At 53.3% G+C, this 2,500-nt stretch carries 1 rRNA gene (cut by a window edge); it reads right to left on the reverse strand.

From position 1 onward, the window contains the following. Positions 1 to 72: 72 nt before the first annotated feature. Positions 73 to 2,500 (reverse strand): 23S ribosomal RNA (locus BFD71_RS38580); it runs 452 nt beyond the window's last position.

The following is a 2,500-nucleotide window of genomic DNA, read 5'->3' on the forward strand; positions in this document are numbered from 1 at the left end:
CGTAAATGCTGAAGCATTAACGTAGACCGACACGTGATCTCAACCGTGCGTCTTTAAAAACACACCTGTTATAGGATCAAGCCTTACGGGCAATTAGTATCAGTTAGCTTAACGCATTACTGCGCTTCCACACCTGACCTATCAACGTCCTGGTCTCGAACGACCCTTCAAGGGGATCAAGTCCCCGGGGAAGTCTCATCTTGAGGCGAGTTTCCCGCTTAGATGCTTTCAGCGGTTATCTCTTCCGAACATAGCTACCCGGCGATGCGACTGGCGTCACAACCGGTACACCAGAGGTTCGTCCACTCCGGTCCTCTCGTACTAGGAGCAGGCCCCCTCAAACTTCCAGCGCCCACGGCAGATAGGGACCAAACTGTCTCACGACGTTTTAAACCCAGCTCACGTACCTCTTTAAATGGCGAACAGCCATACCCTTGGGACCGGCTACAGCCCCAGGATGAGATGAGCCGACATCGAGGTGCCAAACACCGCCGTCGATATGAACTCTTGGGCGGTATCAGCCTGTTATCCCCAGAGTACCTTTTATCCGTTGAGCGATGGCCCTTCCATACAGAACCACCGGATCACTATGACCTGCTTTCGCACCTGTTCGACTTGTGAGTCTCACAGTCAAGCACGCTTATGCCATTGCACTATCAGCACGATTTCCGACCGTACCTAGCGTACCTTCGTACTCCTCCGTTACCCTTTGGGAGGAGACCGCCCCAGTCAAACTGCCTACCATGCACTGTCCCCGATCCGGATCACGGACCAAGGTTAGAACCTCAAACAGATCAGGGTGGTATTTCAAGGACGGCTCCACGGAAACTAGCGTTCCCGCTTCACAGCCTCCCACCTATCCTACACAAACCGGTTCAAAGTCCAATGCAAAGCTACAGTAAAGGTTCATGGGGTCTTTCCGTCTAGCCGCGGGGAGATTGCATCATCACAAACACTTCAACTTCGCTGAGTCTCGGGAGGAGACAGTGTGGCCATCGTTACGCCATTCGTGCAGGTCGGAACTTACCCGACAAGGAATTTCGCTACCTTAGGACCGTTATAGTTACGGCCGCCGTTTACCGGGACTTCAATCAAGAGCTTGCACCCCATCATTTAATCTTCCGGCACCGGGCAGGCGTCACACCCTATACGTCCACTTTCGTGTTTGCAGAGTGCTGTGTTTTTATTAAACAGTCGCAGCCACCAGTTTATTGCAACCCCTTCACCCTTCTGGCGCAAGCCAGTCAAGCTACCAGGGCGTACCTTATCCCGAAGTTACGGTACCAATTTGCCGAGTTCCTTCTCCCGAGTTCTCTCAAGCGCCTTAGAATACTCATCTCGCCCACCTGTGTCGGTTTGCGGTACGGTCACTGTTGAACTGAAGCTTAGAGGCTTTTCTTGGAACCACTTCCAGTTGCTTCGTCTCCGAAGAGACTGGCCTCACACCCTTGAATCCCGCGCCCGGATTTGCCAAAGCGCCTTCTCCAATGCAAGGACCGGGACTTCCAACACCCGGACAACCTTCCGCGATCCGTCCCCCCATCGCATTCAACAATGGTGCAGGAATATTGACCTGCTTCCCATCAGCTACGCATTTCTGCCTCGCCTTAGGGGCCGACTCACCCTACGCCGATGAACGTTGCGTAGGAAACCTTGGGCTTACGGCGAGGGGGCCTTTCACCCCCTTTATCGCTACTCATGTCAGCATTCGCACTTCCGATACCTCCAGCACGCTTTTCAACGCACCTTCGCAGGCTTACGGAACGCTCTCCTACCATGCACATAAATGTGCATCCGCAGCTTCGGTATATGGCTTAGCCCCGTTACATCTTCCGCGCAGGACGACTCGATCAGTGAGCTATTACGCTTTCTTTAAAGGGTGGCTGCTTCTAAGCCAACCTCCTGACTGTTTTAGCCTTCCCACTTCGTTTCCCACTTAGCCATATTTGGGGACCTTAGCTGGCGGTCTGGGTTGTTTCCCTCTTGACACCGGACGTTAGCACCCGATGTCTGTCTCCCGTGATTGCACTCTTCGGTATTCGGAGTTTGCTATGGCGACGTAATCCGCAATGGACCCATCAACCATGACAGTGCTCTACCCCCGAAGGTGATACACGAGGCACTACCTAAATAGTTTTCGGAGAGAACCAGCTATTTCCAGGTTTGTTTAGCCTTTCACCCCTATCCACAGCTCATCCCCTAACTTTTCAACGTTAGTGGGTTCGGTCCTCCAGCACGTGTTACCGTGCCTTCAACCTGGCCATGGATAGATCACCTGGTTTCGGGTCTACACCCAGCGACTGGACGCCCTGTTCGGACTCGCTTTCGCTACGCCTGCCCTATTCGGTTAAGCTTGCCACTGAATGTAAGTCGCTGACCCATTATACAAAAGGTACGCCGTCACCCCTTGCGAGGCTCCGACTGTTTGTATGCATGCGGTTTCAGGATCTGTTTCACTCCCCTCCCGGGGTTCTTTTCGCCTTTCCCTCACGGTACTGGT

The organism is Paraburkholderia nodosa (assembly GCF_001718195.1).
Classification (GTDB): Bacteria; Pseudomonadota; Gammaproteobacteria; order Burkholderiales; family Burkholderiaceae; genus Paraburkholderia; species Paraburkholderia nodosa_A.